Consider the following 16,490-nt stretch of genomic DNA (forward strand, 5'->3'; position numbering starts at 1 on the left):
TCTCAATCGCGGCCGATATGGTCGGCGGCGCTGCCGAGGGTGGCAAGCAAAGCCTGGCCGTTTTCCAGCGTCGCATTCTCGTGCGGGGCGCGCAGGTTCAGCCAGCGCCGGTCGCCGGACTTGACCGCAAGCACCGCCTTCATCGCCGGGATCAGCCCGGCATCCTGGATCACCTTGCGGAACGCCTTGACGGCCGCATCCGCCTCGGTGACATCCTCGCCCTTGCGGGCCGCGTCATAGAGGCGGCGGATGGCGGCGGCGTTCAGATTGACGGTCGCCGAAATGCAGCCGGCCGCGCCGCTCGCAAGACCCTTGGTGAGCTGCGCTTCAGAACTCGGGAAGACCGAGATGTCGGGCGCTGCTGCGATGACGGCGGCGGTGTTGTTCCAGTCACCGGCGCTGTCCTTATAGGCGACCACCGTGCCCGGGAACGTCTTGCTCAATCGCGCCGTCAGCGCCGGGCTGACCGGCACGCCGGAATTCTGCGGGATGTGATAGAGGATCACGCGCATCGAAGGCTTTGCCACCTTCTCGATCAGCTCGCTGTAATAGCGCGCCTGCCCGTTGTCGCCGGCGCCGGTATAGAAGAAGGACGGCAACACCATGACCGCGGCGCAGCCGAGGCCGACGGCATGCGCTGACAGCTCGACGGTTTCGGGCAGCGCGGTAACGCCGGTGCCAGGCATCAGCTGGTCCGGCGCGATGCCGGCCTCGACCAGCCATTCCAGCGCCTGCATGCGTTCGCGCAAGGAAACCGACAGCGCTTCGCCCGTCGTGCCGAACGGCGAGAGGAAATGCGCGCCTTGGCCGAGCACCCATTTGGCGTGAGATATCCAGAGATCGCGCGCGATGCGGCCGTCGTCTTCGAACGGCGTCAGGATGGGAGCGATTGTTCCTTGCGGGCGGGTCATGAAAGTCCTCTGTGCTGGTCGGTGTGGCCGGCCACCGCCGCCACGGTGCGGGCGAAGTAGGCCGAAGCGGTGATGTCGAAGAGTATGTCGAAACCCGCCGGCGAACGGAACGTCACGGCTTCGATGTGGCCGACGCGGGTCTGGGCGATGTCGTCGGCGCCGAATTTTTGGGGTCTCAGGTCCAGTGTGCAAAGCGCGCTCATCGCTTCGGCGAGGCGAGGACCGGAAAGGCGCATCCATGCCCAACCTTCGTCGCGCCACGACGAATAGCCCTTCGGCGCTGACGCGCTCTGCCAGGCGGCTTTGACCTGGGCGAGCGCTTCGCCGGCGTCCTCGGCGAGAAGCAGGATGTCCTCGTTGCCGAGGCGCAGGACGCGCATGCCGCAATGCTCGCCGATGCGGTTGACGGCGGGGAGAGGAATGCCCTGCGCGGCAAGCCAGGCGGCGCTGCCGCCGCCTTTCAGGCCGAAGCGCGGCTTGTCTATAAGATCGCTCAGCGCGACCGCGCCGGAAACCAGCTTGGTGCCGTCGGCCGCGCCGCCGGGCATGAAAGGATAAATGCGAGTCGCGGTGCCGGCGGCCATCTAGATCTCCTGCCGCCCGTTGGTCGGATCGAAGAAGGCGTGGGCGACAACCGGGGCCTCGACCAGTTGACCATCGCGGCACTTCACCGTCACCCGGCTGCCTTCCGCCTGGTCGTCGACATGGACATAGGCCAGCGCAATGTGGCGCCTAAGCGATGGCGAATATCCGACCGACGTGATCTGACCGACGGGAGCGCCATTGCGCAGCACCAGGCAGCCTTCGCCGGGGATATTGCTGGCGCCGGCGGGGTATTGCAGCCCGACGAGCTTGCGGGTCTGGCCGAGCCTCGCGCGCATCTCGATGGAGCGCTTGCCGACGAAGAACGGCTTCTTCTTCGAGACCGCCCAGCCAAAGCCCAGCTCATCGGGCGTGGTGATTGCATCCGTATCCTGGCCGATCAGGATGTGGCCCTTCTCCAGGCGCAGGATGCGGGACGCTTCCAGGCCGTAAGGACGCAAGCCGTGGGGCTTGCCCGCGGCCATCACGGCATCCCAAAGCGCGGGCGCCAGGCTCGAAGGGCAATGCAATTCGTAGCTGAGCTCGCCGGTGAAGCCGATACGCATCACCCGCACCGGGACGCCGGCGACCATGCCTTCGCGGCCGCTCAGATAGGGGAAGGCGTCGCGGCTGAAATCGATGTCACTCTCCAGCGCCTGAAGCACCTGGCGCGCCTTGGGTCCAGTCACGTTGAGGCCTGAGAAGGCGCCGGTAAGGTTGAGCACGTCGACTTTGAGGCGCCACTCGGCATTCCAGAACAGCATGTCGGCATAGACGCGCGCCACGGCGCCGGTGGTCGCCGTCACATAGAACTGATCCTCAGCCATCCGGTAGGCGACGCCATCATCGACCACCGAGCCCATCTCGTTGAGCATCAGGCAATAGCGGACACGGCCGACGGGCTGGTTGGCGTGCGCCATCGTGTAGAGGCGGTCGAGGAACTCGCCGGCGTCCGGCCCGCGGATCTCCAGCTTGCCGAGCGTCGAGACGTCGAGCAGGCCGATGCCTTTGCGCACCGCAAGGATTTCCTCGCGGACGGCTTGCTCAGGGCTGCTGTCGTTGCCGTAATAGTAGGGCCGCCACCATGCGCCGACCGGCTTCATCGCGGCGTTCAGCTCGACGTGCCGCGCATGCAGCGCCGTGCGGCGCTCCAGCACCTCATGGTGGCCGGCGAGGACGCCGAGCGTTTCCGGCCCGACGGGAGGACGCGCCGTGGTGATGCCGATCTCGCCGACTGTCCGCCCGGTTGCCTTGGCGACGATGCGGGCGGTCGCCAGCGCTGAATGGCGTCCCTGGCTCGGGCCCATGCCGACGGTGGTGAAGCGCTTGACCAGCTCGATCTCGCGATAGCCGTCCTTGGTCGCGTTCTGCAGATCCTTGACCTGCAGGTCCTCGTCTAAGTCGACGAAGTCGCGTCCCTTGGGATCGGCGACGATCGGCTGCACGTATCGTGGCCGAGCGCTCTTTGACGTCACCGGCGGTTCTGCCGCTATTGCATGACCGAGCCGCAAGAGCGCGGCTGCCGCCGCGCGCCGGCCGCTGGCGATAGCGTCCTCGAGCTCGTCCGCGCCGGTAACGGCGCCGGCGAGATGGACGGAGCCTTGCGGCAACGTGATCGTCATCATTTGCATGGCGGCGTCGTAGCCGACCTTGCCGCCGGCCTGGCACGGCAGCTGCCATGCTGGCGCGCTGCCGATCGAAAGGGCCAGCAGGTCGCAGGCGATCCAGCTTCCGCCGACACGGACGCGGGCGAGGTGACGGTTGCCGGCCCTGCCTTCCGCCGCCTCGACGGTTGCGGCTTTACGGATGGTGACGCCTTTGCCGCGGAGTTCGGCTTCCAAGGCGCTGGCGTCAGCGGCCGGTCTGGGATCGACAAGCTCGACTACCAACACGCCTGCGTCCAACAGGTCCAGTGCCGTCCGGTAGCCTTCGTCATTGGCCGCCAGCACCACGGCACTGTGGCCCGGCCGTACGCCATAGTGCCTGATCAGGCGCTGGGCAGCGCTGCCGAGCATGATCCCCGGCAGATCGTTGTTGCGGAAGACGGCCGGCTGCTCGATGGCGCCGGTCGCCAGGATCACCTCGCGAGCGCGGGTGCGGTGAAGCCGGTTGCCCTGGATCAGCGGCAGCCAATTGTCCTCGTACCAGCCATTGCAGACGGTGCCGGTCAGCAGCTTGAGATTGGGCAGCGCCGCGAGCCGCGACGACAGCCCGGACAGGATGGCCGGATCGTAGCGGCCGTAGCTCAGCGCGCCGCCGATCTCGGGGTTCTCGTCGCACAGCACCACATCGGCGCCGGCCTCGGCGGCGGCGATCGCGGCGCTCAGTCCCGCCGGGCCGGCGCCGACGACGAGCACGTCGCAATGCAGATGCGTCTTGTCGAAATGCCGATGCGGAGCCTTGGTGTCGACGACGCCCAGGCCTGCCTTGCGGCGGATGATCGGCTCCCAGAATTTCAGCCAGCTGTCGCGGCGCGGACCCATGAAGGTGCGGTAGTAGAAGCCGACCGGCAGGAAGCAGCCGAATCTGTCCATGATGGCGTCGCGGTCGCGCTCGAGCGAGCCGTTGACGTTCTGGGCGCTCACCCGCAGCCCCTCGCTGATTGGCGTGCGCTCCGCGGCGGCGTTCGGTTCGGACAACAATTGCACCAGCGCGTTGGCGTCGGCTCCGGTCATTGACAGGATGCCGCGCGGGCGGTGGTATTTGAACGAGCGCGACAGCACCCATTGACCGGACGCGGCAAGCGCGCTGGCAATGCTGTCACCTTCATAGCCTTCAAACGACTTGCCCTCGAAGGTGAAGCGGATACGGCGGCTTCGGTCGATCCGGCTTCCGAAAGGGGCGGGCAGCCGGTTCATGCGCGGTCCCGCAGTTCGGAGGCGTCAAAGGTGCGGATGACCTCATTGCTAACCAGATCACGCTCGGCCAGGAAAAAATAGTTGCTCGGCACGTGCCGCCACCACTCGACCACGATGCCCTTGCGGTTTTCGGCGCGGAACAGGTGCCGCGACCAGTCCCTGTCGGCGGTTGCGTTCGGATCAAGTCGCGCGCGCACCGGCCCGAAAGACTGGAACTCGTCGATGTTGCGGGGGCCGTTCATGGGGCAGGTCAAAAGCTTCATCGTCAATGGCTCGCGGCGGTCGCGCCCATTTCATTGAGCAGCCGAAAGGTTTCGAACCGCTCCAATGCAAATGGTTTCAGGATGTCGGGCACACGGCCGTCGGCGATGGTCTGCGCCATGCGCTTTCCCGCGACGGGCGTCGCCTTGAAGCCCCAGGTGCCCCAGCCGCAGTCGAGCCAGAGATTGGCGAGCGGGCTGGCACCCATGATCGGGCTGTAGTCCGGCGTCATGTCGGTGATGCCGGCCCATTGCCTCAGCAGCCGAACGCCTTGCAGGAAGGGAAAGAGGTGGACGGCGCCTTCGGCGAGATGCTCCTTCATGTCGAGCGTCGAGCGCGTCGAATAGAGCTGGTAGGGATCGGAGCCGCCGCCGATGACGACCTCGCCGCGTGAGGATTGCACCAAATAGGTGTGCATCGAGACCGACGAGACCAGCGTGTTGAGCCATGGTTTCAGAGGCTGGGTCACCATGGCCTGCAGTGGGTAGCAGCGGATCGGAAGCTCGACGCCGGCCATCAGAGCCACGTCGTAATTCATGCCGCCGGTGGCGATCAGCACCTGGCCGCAGGCGACGCGGCCTCTGTTCGTCTTGACCGCCTGGACGCGGTCGCCGACGACATCGAAGCCTTGCACCTCGGTGCGCTGGTGGATCTCGACGCCGCGCCGCGACGCCTGGGCGGCGTAGCCCCAGGCGACGGCATCGTGGCGTGCCGTTCCGCCATCGGCATGCCAGAGCCCGCCGAGGATTTCGAGCGGACCGCCATAGTCCATGTTCAGCAGCGGGCAGAGCTCCTCGACGCCCTTCTGGTCGACGACCTCGGTGCGTGCCCATATGCTTGCCCATCTCGGCGCGCATGTGGAAGCTGCGCATCGTCGCCTCTGTATGCGCCAGCGTGAGCTGACCGCGCTGCGAGAACATGACGTTGAAGTCGAGCTCTTGCGACAGGCGCTCGAAGAGTTCGACGCCCTCCTTGTAGAAGGCGATGCCTTCCGGCGTGATGTAGTTGGAGCGGATCGTGGTGGTGTTGCGCGCAGTGTTGCCGCCGGCGAGATAGCCCTTCTCCAGCACCGCCACGCTCGTTATGCCGTGGTATTTTGCAAGATGATGCGCGCAGGACAGTCCATGCCCGCCGCCGCCGATGATGACGACGTCGTAGGCCGGCTTCAGCTCCGGCGTTGCCGGGATGTCGCCGCTGACCGGATAGTCCCTGCTGAGACCGTATTTCAGGAGCCTGAGGGGCATTGCAGGCTCAGCTCGAAGCCGTGGGAGGATCGTAAAGCAGCGCCGAGAGATCGGAGAAGCGGCTGTCGCGGTCGTCGAGCGAAAGCACCGTGTCGCGGATTGCCGCAGCGCGGTCGGGTCCGAGCACGGGTGTGGCGAACTCCATGTATTTGGCCTCGACGTCTTGCCTGGTCATCGGCGCTTCCGGGCCGCCGCGCGCATGCACGTCGCCCGACATCAGCACGCGTCCATCGTTGGTCGTGATGACGACGTCGGCCCAGCGGCCGGCCGGGAAGCGGGCGCTGTGGCGCTCGCATTCGGTGACCGCGATGCGGGTGAGCATGTCGGCGACTGCGGTATCGGCGAGCCCGGCCCCGGAAATATGCTCCAGCCCGATGCGCCCATGAAGGATGAAGGTCGCGACGGCGAAGCGCAGGCTGTACTGCGCCTTCGAAGTCGTGTCAGGCATGCCGTCGAACAGCGTCACCGCGTAGTGGAAGCTGTTGACCTGGACATGGGCGATGTCGGAGGGGGCAAGATTGTGCGCCAGGCAAAGTCCGCGCACGGCGTCGATGGCCGCATGCGCCCAGCGGCAGATCGGATAAGGCTTCACATACTGATGCAATGATTGCCAGAAGACGCCGAGGTCCTGCCAATGCGTCGCAACCTCCGGCGCCTCCACCGTGATCGCCGGCGCGCCGGTGAAGCCGCGTTCGGCCAGCACCGCGGCCGAAAGGCCGATAAGGGCGCCTGGACCGGAGCCGTCATGCAGCATCGTCGGCGTGGTGATCTCGCGTATCATCTGGCTGCGCGGGCCGTGATACTCGGCAATGCCCAGCGCCTCGCGCAATTGCGTTTCGTCGAGCCGCCGCAGCCTCGCCGCGATCGCCGCCACGCCCAATGCATTCCAGGCACCCGAGGTGTGATAGTCGCTCACCGTCGCATGCAAGGCGATGCCGGCCCGGCCGGCGACTTCGTAGCCAACGACCAGGGACGCCAGCGTTTCCGGTCCCGTAAGATCGGGCCGCGCCTCCGCGAGAGCGGCAAGCGCCGGCACGACCGCGACGCCGATATGACCCTTGGTCGGGCTGTAGCCGTCATGGCCGTCAAGATTGTCGGTCTGCGTGGCAACGGCGTAGGCCGCGCCGGCAATGCTGGCGCGGCGCCCGTCGAACAGCATGCGGGCCGAATAGTGCGGATCGTTCGAACCGTAGAGCAGCACGGCGGCATCGCGCGCGATCCGGCCCGCGTCCATCGGACCGGCCGCGATGGCGATGCCCAGCGTGTCGAGCAGGAGGTAGCGTGCCTGTTCGAGCACCGGTTGAGGGAAGACGGAAGCCGGACGCCGCAGCACGAAATCGGCGAGCCGCGTGAACGTATCGGAAATGACGACAGGCCCCTCACGCCGGTATGACGGCACAGCCACGCGCTTCTCTCCCCTGTCTCTCCACAACATCATTAAAATGGGTTCATCGCGCAGGCACGCGATTAGTTTGGCGGCTTTGGCCAAAAATATTGATGCCATGTCGCCTGTCTGCGATTGAACGGCCGGTTGCCCATGCTATGGCAACTGTGGAACAGGAGACTGGGATGAAGCCGCCACCCCCCTTGAACTATATCCGGTCGTTTGAGAGCTCGGCCCGTCATTTGAGCTTCACCACGGCGGCCAAGGAGCTGGGCTACACGCAAGCCGCGGTCAGCACACATGTGCGTGCGCTGGAACATTATATCGGCCGGCAGCTCTTCATCCGCTATCCGCGCAGCCTGAAGCTGACCGAGATGGGGGAGGCGTTTCTGCCGACCTTGCGCCAGGCGCTCGACCAGATCGACCAGGCGACCGAAGCGATCGTGGCTTCCTCACGCAACCGCACCGTGGTCGTTTCCTGCCCGATGAGCCTTGCCGAGAACTGGCTGGCCGGCTGCATGGCGGCGTTCCGCAAGAAGCATCCCGAGATCGAGATCGTGCTGCACGGCACGATTTGGGAAGACATCGGCGAGCAGATCGCCGACATCACCATCTCGACGCGGCGTTTCGACGACCGGCCGCCCGCCGCCATTCCGCTCTGGAACGACGAGCTGGTCCTGCTCTGTGCCCCCAGGCTGCTCGAGGGCGAGCATGCGCTGAAGACACCGCAGGACATGCTCAAGGTTGACTGGATCTTCGTGCATGGCCGCCAGGAATACTGGCAGGTGGTGACCGAGGCGCTCGGGGTCGATCTGGAAGAGCACGACAAGGGCCTGTCGACCAATGCCTCCAACATCGCGCTCGAGCTCGCCGCCATGGGCGCCGGCCTGGTCGCCACGCAGCGTTCGCTCTCGCACGCCTATATGGATCGCGGGCTGCTCGTCGAGCCGTTTCCCGTGCGGCCGTCAAGCCCCTGGAATTACTATCTGACCGAGGGCCAGCTTTCGAAGGGAAACATCGCGCGCACCGTCAAGGAATGGATCCTTTCCAGGGCCAGGGAAGACGCCGCGCGACCTTAGCACCCGTTTCACCCTCAAAAATTTGACGGGCCAATGGCATCGTTTTTTTAGGCCTCAAAGGCCGGGTTTCTGCGGTTTGTGAAGGATCGAGCCCTTCCGGGATTTTTGCATCGCCCCTAACATGCATGCCGCAAGGGGAATGCAACGGGCAAAAAGCCCTGAACCGGAGAACAACGATGACGATGTTCAAGAGCAACGGTGACCGCGTCCCGGCGGTCATCGAAAGCTACGCAGCCGAAGTCAAAAAGGGCGGGATGGACCGCCGCGAATTCCTGGCCATGGCAAGCGTGATGGGCGCTTCCACGGCGCTCGCCTATTCGATGGCAGGGATCGAGCCGGCCAAGGCCGCTGCACCCTTGCCCGGCAAGAAGGGCGGCATCCTGAAGATGCAGATGATCATCAAGGATATGAAGGATCCGCGCAGCTGGGACTGGTCCGAAATCGCCAATGTCATGCGCCAGTGCAACGACTACATGATCCGCTACACCACCGACTTCACCTTCGAGGGCCATCTGGTCGAGAGCTGGGAGGTGAGCGACGACGCCACCGAATACACGCTGCATCTGCGCAAGGGCGTGAAATGGTCGAACGGCGACGACTTCAACGCCGACGACATCGTCTACAATATCGGGCGTTGGTGCGATAGGGCGGCCGAAGGCAATTCGATGGCCGGCCGCATGAGCTCACTGATCGATCCCGCCACCAAGAAGGCCGCCGCCGGCGCCATCACCAAGGTCGACGACCATACGGTGAAGCTGAAATGCAACCAGTCGGACGTCACCATCATCCCGGGTTTTTCCGACTATCCGGCGGTCATCGTCCATCGCGACTTCGACAAGAACGGCGCCGACATGCTGAAGACGCCCGGCACTGGCCCCTATGAGCTGATCTCCTACAAGGTCGGCGAGTCTGCCTCGGTGCGGCGGCGCAAGGACTTCACCTGGTTCGGCGGCGAGCCCTATCTCGACGGCGTCGACTGGACCGACTACGGATCGGACGCCTCGAACCCCGCCATCGGCAGCGCCTTCGAAGCCGGCGAGATCGACTGCAACTACCAGACGGTCGGCGGCACGGTCGATCTCTATGACAGCATGGGCCTGGTCAAGGAGCAGGTGGTCACCGCCGGCACGATCGTGCTGCGCACCAACGTGACCAACAAGCCTTACGACGACAAACGCGTGCGCAATGCCATTCAGCTCGCGGTCGACAACGAGACGGTGCTGAAGCTCGGCTATAGCGGCTTGGGGCAAGTCGCTGAAAACCATCATGTCTGCCAGATCCATCCGGAATATTACGCGCTGCCCAAAGTTCCGCGCGACCTGGCAAAGGCCAAGGCGCTGATGGCCGAGGCCGGCCAGACGGATCACGAGTTCGAGCTGATCTCCTACGATGCCGACTATGTGAAGGACCCTGCCGACGTCGTCGCCGCGCAGATGCGCGACGCCGGATTCAAGGTCAAGCGCACCATCATCCCGGGCTCTTCGTTCTGGAACGATTGGACGAAATATCCGTGGTCGACCACCGACTGGGGCATGCGGCCGCTGGGCGTGCAGGTGCTGGCGATCGCCTACCGCAGCGGCGAGGCCTGGAATGAGTCAGGCTACGCCAATCCGGAGTTCGACAAGAAGCTCAACGAGGCGATGGCCGTCGCCGACCCGGCCAAGCGCAAGGAGCTGATGAAGGAGGTGGAGTTCATCCTGCAGGATTCCGGCATCCTCGTCCAGGCGTTCTGGCGCTCGCTCTACCGCCACCATGCCCCTTACGTGAAGAACCTCGGCATGCATCAGACATTCGAGCTGCAGCTGGACAAGGTCTGGCTGGACAAGGCCTAGACTGGCGGCTCAAGCACCAATTCAGGGGCGCGGTTAGCGCCCCTGAATTCACCGGCGACTGGGATCGATCAGTCAGCTAGATGAAATTCCAAAAGCGCTGCCAAAGAGCGCGAAAAAAGTCGCCGAACCAAGGGAAGAAAGCTCAACGATGCGTACTCAAGCACAAGCCGTCGTCATTGGCGGCGGTCTGATCGGCTGCTCGATCCTCTATCATCTTGCGAAGTTCGGGTGGACGGATGTCGTGCTTTTGGAGCGCAGCGAGCTGACCTCCGGTTCGACATGGCACGCGGCGGCCAACATCCACGGCCTGCATGATTCCACCAACATCAGCCGGCTGCAGCACTATACGATGGCGCTCTACAAGGAGCTGGAGGCCGAGACAGGCCAGGGCTGCGGCATCTTCCAGCCGGGCTCGCTCTATCTCGCCCAAACCGAGGCGCGTGAGCATCAGCTCAGGCTCCAGGAAGCCAAGGCGCGGCGCTACAAGATGAATTTTTACGAGGTCAGCCGCGACGAGGCTGAGCGGCTGCATCCGCTTGTCGATTTCGACGGCATACGCTGCATCATGTACGAGCCGGAGGGCGGCAATGTCGATCCTTCAGGCGTGACGGCGGCCTACGCCGCCGGCGCGCGGCAGCGCGGCGCCGAGATCCATCGTTTCACGCCGGTCACGGCGACCGAGGCGCAAGCGGACGGCAGCTGGATCGTGCGCACGCCGAAAGGCGACATCCGCACGCAATGGGTGGTCAACGCCGCCGGACTGTGGGGCAGGGAGGTCGCCGCCATGGCCGGGCTGCAACTGCCGCTGATCCCCACCGAGCACCAGTATTTCGTCACCGAGACCATCCCCGAAATCGCTTCGATGGGTCGGCGCCTGCCGTCCGTCGCCGATCGCGACGGCGAATATTACCTGCGCCAGGAGGGCCTCGGGCTGCTGATCGGCGCCTATGAGCGCAATATGAAATTCTGGGCCGAGGAGGGAACTCCGCTGGACTTCGGCCACGAGCTGTTTCCCGACGATCTCGACCGCATCGAGGAGAACATGATGCGCGCCGTTCAGCGCGTGCCCGCGGCCGCCACCGCCGGCGTCAAAAAGGTGATCAACGGTCCGATGATCTGGTCGCCGGACAGTGCGGTGCTGTTCGGGCCGGTGCCGGAGCTCAGCAATTATTTCTGCTGCAACGGCATCATCCCCGGCTTCTCGCAGTCGGGCGGCATGGGCAAGCTCGCGGCCGAATGGATGATCGAAGGCGAGCCTTCGCTCGATATGTTCGGCTGGGACATGGCGCGCTTCGGCCATTGGGCCGGCAAGGCCTTCACCAAGGCGCGGGTGCAGGACCAGTACAGCCACCGCTTCAAGATCCATTTCCCGAACGAGGAGCGCGCCGCCGGCCGCCCGGTGCGGACGCGGCCGGCCTATGACATGCAGAAGGAGATGGGCGCCGTGTTCGGCCTCAATTTCGGCTGGGAGCATCCGCTGTGGTTCGCGGCCGCAGGCGAGCCGCGCGAGGAAACGATCGGCTTCACGCGCCAGAACTGGTGGGGGCCTGTCGGCCGCGAAGCTCGTATGCTGCGCGAGCATGCCGGCATCATCGACATCTCCAATTTCGCCAAATACGAAGTGAAGGGTCCGGGCGCGGAAGCCTGGCTCAATGCGCTCTTCGCCAACCGCATGCCGACCAAGGTCGGCAACTCCTGTCTCACGCCGCTGATCGGCAAGCGCGGCGGCATCGCCGGCGACTTCACCGTGACCAGGCTGGCGGAGGACGAGTTCATGGTGATCGGCTCAGGCATGGCCGAGCGTTTTCATCGGCGCTTCTTCAAATCGGTGCCGCTGCCGGAAGGCACGACCTTTCGCTCGCGCACCGAGGAACTGGGCGGGTTCAACGTCGCCGGGCCGAAATCACGCGAACTGCTGCAGCGGCTCACCAATGACGACCTGTCGAACGAAGCCTTCCCCTTCATGCGCTCGCGCCAGATCACTGTCGCCGGCGTCGATGTCGTGGCGCTCAGGGTCTCCTTCACCGGCGATCTCGGCTGGGAACTGCACTGCAAAGCCGCCGACCAGGTCGAGCTCTACCGCGCGCTGCTCAAGGCGGGCGCGGAGGTCGGCGCCGGGCCGGTCGGCTCGCGGGCGCTGATGTCGCTGCGCGTCGAGAAGGGCTACGGCAGCTGGAGCCGCGAGTATTCGCCGGAATACTGGCCGCAGGAGGTCAAGCTCGACCGCCTGATCAAGACGGACAAGGAATTCCTCAACCGCGACGCCTATCTCGCCGTCGCCGAGAAGCCGGCGCGCGACGAGCTGATCATGCTTTCGGTGTCGGCCATGGATGCCGACGCCACCGGCGGCGAGCCGATCTTCCTGCCGGACGGCACGCCGATCGGCCAGGTGTCGTCGGGCGCCTATGGCTATTTCGTCGAGCAGTCGCTGGCGATGGGCTACGTCAAGGCGGGAACCGCAAAGGCCGGCGACAAGGTGACCGTCGCCATCCTCGGGCGACCGCATGATGCGGTGCTGCTCGCGCATCCGCCCTTCGATCCGGAAGGCAAGCGGCTGCGGTCGTAAGCCGCGAACGCTTGGCGACTGGGAGTACGCGACATTTGAAGAGGACTTCAAGCAACTAAAAATAAAGGGGAATCGCATGATCAAACGGCATTTGCTGGGCACGATGCTTGCCCTGGTGCTGACGACTGCCGCACAGGCGGCCGACGTCAAGGTGGTCAACGACGACGCGTGGTTCGCCGAAGGTCCGATCTGGTATCAGGACAAGCTTTTCTACGTCGAATACGGTCGCGGCTCCGTGGACGTGTGGGACGGCAAGAAGAACGATATCTTCTGGAAGATGGATGGCTGCGGGCCTTCGGCCGTGCTGCCGACGACGACCGGCGAATTCCTCGTCACCTGCTACGACAACAACACGATCGGCCGTATCTCGGCCGACGGCAAGACGCTGCCGGCCTATGACAAGGATACGGATGACAAGCCGTTCAGCGGGCCGAACGATTTCGCGCCCGACAAGGATGGCGGCGTCTATTTCACCGGATCCGGCAAGGTCGGCCCGCTGATCGACCCTTCGGCTTATTACATCGGCAAGGATGGCAGCGTGAAGAAGGTCGCCGGCGACCTGCACAATGCCAACGGCCTCGTCCTATCGAATGACGGCAAGATCCTCTATCTGGTCGAGACCGAGGACAACCGGATCATCGAGTTCGATGTTTCGTCCGACCACAGCCTGAGCAATCGCCGCGTCTTCCTGCGGCTCGACGATCTCTTCCCGAACCAGCCGCATATCTGGCCCGACGGGATCAAGATGGACAAGCAAGGCGAGATGTATATCGGCCAGAGCCCGCGCTCGCTCGACGCGCCTGGCAAGATCATCGTCGTCGACAAGGACGCCAAGCTTTTGCGCACGCTTTCGGTGCCGTCGCCTTCCATGCCGAACTTCGCCTTCGGGCCGGACGAGAAAATGCTTTACGTGATGGCGCTCGACCAGATCGACGCCGCGCCTTGGCACGGCAAGGTCTATGAGGTGCCGAACAAGTAGGGGCTTCGCCTACGGGCGGCGCTGGCTGGCCCCGCCGGCTAATCGACTGCCGATAGCTGGCTCAGCCGCCGAAGCGGCTCAGCCAGTGGCGGGCGAGGTCGGAGCGGCGGCAGACCCAGATGTCTGGGTTGGCAGTGATCTTGTCGAGGAAGCGTTCCAACCCGATCATGCGGCCCGGCCGGGCCGCCAGCCGGCAATGCAGCGACACCGTCATCATGCGCGGGGTCTTTTGGCTTTCCTTGAGCAGCCAGTCGATGCCGTCGCTGACATAGTCGAAGAACTGGCTTCCCGTCTCCAGGCCTGAGCCGCGCGAAAAGCGGCTGTCATTGTTGTCGAAGCTGTGCGGCACGACCAGATGCCGTTTGCCGCCGACATCGACGAAATAGGGCAGGTCGTCATTGTAGTCGTCGCAGTCGAACAGGAAGCCGCCATGCTCGACCACCAGCCTTCTGGTGTTGAGGCTTGGCCGGCCGGTGTACCAGCCCGTCGGATCGACGCCGGTGATCTCGCGGACTGCATCCACCGTCATGGCGATGTGCTGGCGCTCTTCCTCTTCGCTGAGCGGCGCGTAGTCGATCCAGCGCCAGCCATGGCAGACGATGTCGCTGCCGAGCGCAGCGATCGCCTTGCCGGCAGCCGGGTTTAGCTCCAGCGCGCGGCCAACGACGTAGAAGGTCGGGATGACACCCTTGTCCCGGAACAGCGAGATCAGCCGCCAGACGCCGACGCGCGAGCCGTATTCGTAGAGCGATTCCATGTTGCGGTTGCGCAAGCCGGGTACGGCCGGCGACACGGCAAGATCGGACAGGATCGTCTCGGAAACGCCGTCGCCTTCGCCGATCGAGTATTCAGCGCCTTCCTCGTAATTGACGACGATGTTGAGCGCCAGCTTCGCGCCGCCGGGCCATTCAGCCTGTGGAGGCTGCTCGCCATAGCCGATGAAATCGCGGGCGGGCAGATACGGCATGTCTGACGTCACGTCTCGAAATCCCCTCGGATAAAAACCCTTACCAGCATTGCCGGCCGCGCAGGGCGGTGAGCGCACGCAGCGTGCGGTCCATGATGTCCTGCGGCCCGATCGTGATGCGCAGGCAATCGGTTAGGCCGTAGCCGGAAAGGCCGCGCACGATGATGTCGGCGCCGCGCAAAGCATTGTCGGCGGCAGCCGCTGCCGCCGTGTCGGCAAAGCGGACCAGGACGAAATTCGTCCGGCTTTCCGGGACCTCGTAGCCGGCCGCCCGCAGGCCCTGCGCGAAGCGATCGCGAATGTCCGACGTGCGCGCCACCGTCGCGCGCATATGGGCCTGGTCCTCGACGGCCGCGACGGCCATGGCGAGGCTCACTCTCGAGACCTGGTTTGAGTTCTGCATCTTGCGCACTTCAGCGGCGATCTGGGGCGCGAACAATCCCCAGCCGATGCGCGCTCCGGCGAGACCGTATGCCTTGGACAGACTGCGCAGCACGACCGTGTCGCCGCGCCCGGCCAACGCAAAGATTGCTTGCGGATCCTGGTCGTCGAATTCGCCGTAGGCCTGATCGACCATCAGGAGAACGTCGCCGGGCAGCGCCGCGCGCAGGCGCAGCAGCTCGGCGTTCTTGATGCGCGTGCCGGTGGGGTTGCCCGGATTGCAGACAAAGATGATGCGCGTCGCAGGCGTCACCGCCGCCAGGATCGCGTCGATCGACACCTCGTAGCCGCGCTCCGCGGCCTTGACGTAGGTCGCCCCGGCACGGGCTGCCGCCGAGGCGGCAAAATTATAGGCATAGTCCGTGCCCAGCACGGCCGCGCCGGGACCGGCGAAGGCCGCGATAGTGCAGGCGATCAGCTCCATCGAGCCGGCGCCGCACAGGACAAGGTCGCGCTCGACGCCATACGCCCTGGCGATCGTATCGCGCAGCAAGGTCCAGTCCGGATCCGGATAAAGGTGGCTGCGCGCCACGGCGTCGCGGCCTGCTTCGATTGCGCTTGGGCTGGGTGGGAAAGCGCTCTCGTTCTGCGCCAGCGTCGGCCGGTCGTAACCGCCGAAATTCGCCAGCGCGAAAGCGGACATGGCCTCGATATGGGCGGTGGCTTTCAAAGGCACGGCATAGAGGTCCGGCTATCGGCTTGTCGGCAAGGTGTTGCGCAACGAGGCTAAGGCAGGCCGATCAAGCCGCAAAGCAAAATTCGCCGGCACAATGCCTATGGGATTTTGGCCCATGCGGGTGAGGGTAGAGGCGGTGGCGCATGCCATCTCGTCGTTAGCCGGGCCAGCCGGCTTTCCTGCGATTGGGTTTTCGTGATTGTCATCAACTCGTCCTGCGAGGCGTTCGGGATTTATTTAAATGCGTCGTGGTTGACGGTGATGGCTGGAGGCTTCCACCCGCCGCCTCCCGGCATGTCCAACGATGCGTTACGGAAACTCCGCTCGACTTCGGCGGTGTAGGTGCCGTCGTTCTCGAAGCGGTCCCAGAGAATGAAGCCAATAATGAGCGCGATGACGAACAGGGGCCAACGCATCGGACAAACCCTCAGATGCCCGATCGATATTATCCAACTGCGGGACAACAAATACAAGCTTTTGCTAATATATGGCCTGACAACGGCATAGGGCGACAGTGCACAAATTGCTGTGAAGGCCGTTGATCAAGCCCCAGCGCATTCGCGAATACGAGGCAGGTCGCAAACGGCTACATGTCGTATCGGGGACCAGCTTCGGCGACGCCGATGTTCCCCATCAGGCCGGCGCCGGAGCCGGTCAGGGTGACGGACGATCCCGCGGGCGGTTACTCGCCCTGCAGCTCCGGAACATGT

At 64.6% G+C, this 16,490-nt stretch carries 13 protein-coding genes and 1 pseudogene; 4 read left to right on the plus strand and 10 right to left on the minus strand.

The window, feature by feature from the left end; all coding sequences use genetic code 11:
* Positions 1–2: 2 nt before the first annotated feature.
* The 7 genes and pseudogenes from EN852_RS07755 to EN852_RS07780 all read right to left on the minus strand — a co-directional run bounded on the left by EN852_RS07755 (position 3) and on the right by EN852_RS07780 (position 7,261).
* Positions 3–911 carry a dihydrodipicolinate synthase family protein gene (locus EN852_RS07755; protein WP_127874140.1) on the minus strand — a complete coding sequence of 303 codons (909 nt, stop codon included), beginning with the start codon at positions 909–911 and terminating at the stop codon, positions 3–5.
* Positions 908–1,495 (minus strand): hypothetical protein, encoded by a 588-nt coding sequence (locus tag EN852_RS07760; RefSeq protein WP_127874139.1) that lies wholly within the window; start codon positions 1,493–1,495, stop codon positions 908–910. Before EN852_RS07760 ends, EN852_RS07755 begins: the two co-directional genes overlap by 4 nt.
* The gene (locus tag EN852_RS07765; RefSeq protein ID WP_127874138.1) at positions 1,496–4,351 is read right to left on the minus strand and encodes a 2Fe-2S iron-sulfur cluster-binding protein; all 2,856 of its coding nucleotides are present in this window, start codon (positions 4,349–4,351) and stop codon (positions 1,496–1,498) included. It abuts the gene before it with no gap.
* On the minus strand, positions 4,348–4,614 hold the full coding sequence (locus EN852_RS07770; protein ID WP_127874137.1) for a sarcosine oxidase subunit delta: 267 nt from the start codon (positions 4,612–4,614) through the stop codon (positions 4,348–4,350). The genes EN852_RS07765 and EN852_RS07770 overlap by 4 nt, the downstream gene beginning before the upstream one ends.
* 2 nt (positions 4,615–4,616) lie before the next feature.
* Positions 4,617–5,384 (minus strand): FAD-dependent oxidoreductase, encoded by a 768-nt coding sequence (locus EN852_RS43140; RefSeq protein WP_281407778.1) that lies wholly within the window; start codon positions 5,382–5,384, stop codon positions 4,617–4,619.
* Positions 5,385–5,508: 124 nt separating this feature from the next.
* Positions 5,509–5,856: pseudogene (locus EN852_RS43145) on the minus strand (FAD-dependent oxidoreductase); the annotation flags it as partial.
* Positions 5,857–5,863: 7 nt separating this feature from the next.
* Positions 5,864–7,261 (minus strand): MmgE/PrpD family protein, encoded by a 1,398-nt coding sequence (locus EN852_RS07780; RefSeq protein WP_246694207.1) that lies wholly within the window; start codon positions 7,259–7,261, stop codon positions 5,864–5,866.
* A 164-nt stretch (positions 7,262–7,425) separates the two neighbouring features.
* Here EN852_RS07780 and EN852_RS07785 point away from each other — a divergent pair, with 164 nt between their 5' ends.
* From EN852_RS07785 to EN852_RS07800, 4 genes are all read left to right on the plus strand, one after another.
* A complete protein-coding gene (locus EN852_RS07785; RefSeq protein WP_127874136.1) occupies positions 7,426–8,319 on the plus strand; it encodes a LysR substrate-binding domain-containing protein in 894 nt (297 codons plus the stop codon).
* A 176-nt stretch (positions 8,320–8,495) separates the two neighbouring features.
* On the plus strand, positions 8,496–10,151 hold the full coding sequence (locus tag EN852_RS07790; protein ID WP_127874135.1) for an ABC transporter substrate-binding protein: 1,656 nt from the start codon (positions 8,496–8,498) through the stop codon (positions 10,149–10,151).
* 148 nt (positions 10,152–10,299) lie between these two features.
* Positions 10,300–12,717 (plus strand): FAD-dependent oxidoreductase, encoded by a 2,418-nt coding sequence (locus EN852_RS07795; protein ID WP_127874134.1) that lies wholly within the window; start codon positions 10,300–10,302, stop codon positions 12,715–12,717.
* A 76-nt stretch (positions 12,718–12,793) separates the two neighbouring features.
* Complete coding sequence (locus EN852_RS07800) at positions 12,794–13,696, plus strand: SMP-30/gluconolactonase/LRE family protein (protein WP_189545770.1); 903 nt, start codon at positions 12,794–12,796, stop codon at positions 13,694–13,696.
* Between the two features lie 61 nt (positions 13,697–13,757).
* On the opposite strand, the gene EN852_RS07805 is transcribed toward EN852_RS07800, so the two are convergent.
* The 3 genes from EN852_RS07805 to EN852_RS07815 form a co-directional block, all read right to left on the minus strand.
* Positions 13,758–14,675, minus strand: a complete 918-nt coding sequence (locus EN852_RS07805; protein WP_246694208.1) for an allantoinase PuuE — start codon at positions 14,673–14,675, stop codon at positions 13,758–13,760.
* A 28-nt stretch (positions 14,676–14,703) separates the two neighbouring features.
* Positions 14,704–15,780, minus strand: coding sequence for a histidinol-phosphate transaminase (locus EN852_RS07810; RefSeq protein WP_246694209.1), 1,077 nt, complete (start codon positions 15,778–15,780; stop codon positions 14,704–14,706).
* A 233-nt stretch (positions 15,781–16,013) separates the two neighbouring features.
* Positions 16,014–16,196: a hypothetical protein gene (locus tag EN852_RS07815; RefSeq protein WP_127874132.1), complete on the minus strand. Its 183-nt coding sequence runs from the start codon at positions 16,194–16,196 to the stop codon at positions 16,014–16,016.
* Between the last annotated feature and the right edge of the window lie 294 nt (positions 16,197–16,490).

Origin of the sequence: Mesorhizobium sp. M2E.F.Ca.ET.209.01.1.1, assembly GCF_004010375.2 — a bacterium.
Lineage (GTDB): Bacteria > Pseudomonadota > Alphaproteobacteria > Rhizobiales > Rhizobiaceae > Mesorhizobium.

Bases quoted from the DNA above. Each gene is read 5' to 3' on its own strand.
- EN852_RS07755 (WP_127874140.1), bottom strand. From the start codon at position 911: ATGACCCGCCCGCAAGGAACAATCGCTCCCATCCTGACGCCGTTCGAA.
- EN852_RS07760 (WP_127874139.1), bottom strand. From the start codon at position 1,495: ATGGCCGCCGGCACCGCGACTCGCATTTATCCTTTCATGCCCGGCGGC.
- EN852_RS07765 (WP_127874138.1), bottom strand. From the start codon at position 4,351: ATGAACCGGCTGCCCGCCCCTTTCGGAAGCCGGATCGACCGAAGCCGC.
- EN852_RS07770 (WP_127874137.1), bottom strand. From the start codon at position 4,614: ATGAAGCTTTTGACCTGCCCCATGAACGGCCCCCGCAACATCGACGAG.
- EN852_RS43140 (WP_281407778.1), bottom strand. From the start codon at position 5,384: ATGGACTATGGCGGTCCGCTCGAAATCCTCGGCGGGCTCTGGCATGCC.
- EN852_RS07785 (WP_127874136.1), top strand. From the start codon at position 7,426: ATGAAGCCGCCACCCCCCTTGAACTATATCCGGTCGTTTGAGAGCTCG.
- EN852_RS07790 (WP_127874135.1), top strand. From the start codon at position 8,496: ATGACGATGTTCAAGAGCAACGGTGACCGCGTCCCGGCGGTCATCGAA.
- EN852_RS07795 (WP_127874134.1), top strand. From the start codon at position 10,300: ATGCGTACTCAAGCACAAGCCGTCGTCATTGGCGGCGGTCTGATCGGC.
- EN852_RS07800 (WP_189545770.1), top strand. From the start codon at position 12,794: ATGATCAAACGGCATTTGCTGGGCACGATGCTTGCCCTGGTGCTGACG.
- EN852_RS07815 (WP_127874132.1), bottom strand. From the start codon at position 16,196: ATGCGTTGGCCCCTGTTCGTCATCGCGCTCATTATTGGCTTCATTCTC.